The organism is Parabacteroides distasonis (assembly GCF_004793765.1).
GTDB lineage: Bacteria > Bacteroidota > Bacteroidia > Bacteroidales > Tannerellaceae > Parabacteroides > Parabacteroides distasonis_A.
Window position 1 is genome coordinate 1 of the sequence record NZ_SRYM01000140.1, and the last position, 871, is coordinate 871.

At 39.8% G+C, this 871-nt stretch carries 1 protein-coding gene; it reads right to left on the minus strand.

What is annotated here, in order from left to right; translation table 11 throughout:
• Positions 1-29: 29 nt before the first annotated feature.
• Positions 30-871: IS4 family transposase (locus tag E5342_RS19085; RefSeq protein WP_135960087.1), on the minus strand; the 842-nt coding region annotated here is incomplete at its 5' end.

Here is an 871-nt window from a genome sequence, read left to right on the forward strand (position 1 = left end):
CACTAGTGTCCCATAAAAATGGGAGCTAGTTAAAAATTAAATAAATTTGGTCCACTTGGGTCGTAGAGAACATTGAAATTTTGAGATTTAGTTTTGTCGAAGAGATCGACCAAATGAGAGGTGTCGGTCAATGAGGCTCCTATGATTTGGAGGACTTCGTATGTTGATCGTTCAAGCTTCATATCATGCTGTACTATCGCGACAAGGCAGTAAGCACAGATTGCACAATAGATTTGGATACGCACCGCATTTTCAGATGTGCCCCAAAACTTCTTTATCTTTAGATGTTGTTTGAGCCATTTGAAAAACAGTTCAACTTGCCATCTGTTCTTATAAAGATTTGCGACCTGTAGTGCCGACAATTTGAGGTCATTGGTAAGAAACATAAACTCCCGGTTCTGTTCGTCATCCCAATATCTGACTAGACGGAGATGTTCGGGATAATGTTTCTTAGGGTAAAATCCAGTCAGTTCAACAGTAGCATCCGACAACACATTATGAGGAAGTCTTCGCTTCCATTTTACCATTTTGTATTGGAGATTCTTTTTGGCTCTGACAACGAAAAAAGCTTCTATCGTATGTATCTTAAACAGACGTCTAAAGTCATTATATGCTCTATCGAAGATGTAATACGAACCTTGCTCATACGGGATTACGTCCATTGCCTTTGAGTCATGCACTGAAGCAGTCGTTATATGGAAGAATGTCGGAATCTGAGTTTCCACATCATACAGAGTATGGATTTTTACCCCTCCCTTCTTCTTGCGGAACTTAGCCCACCAGAATACAGCCAAACATAAATCTATCGTAGTTGAGTCGAACGCATAAACGTTTCCCTGTAGTTCAAAGATTTTCGTTTTTCGTTTATCCC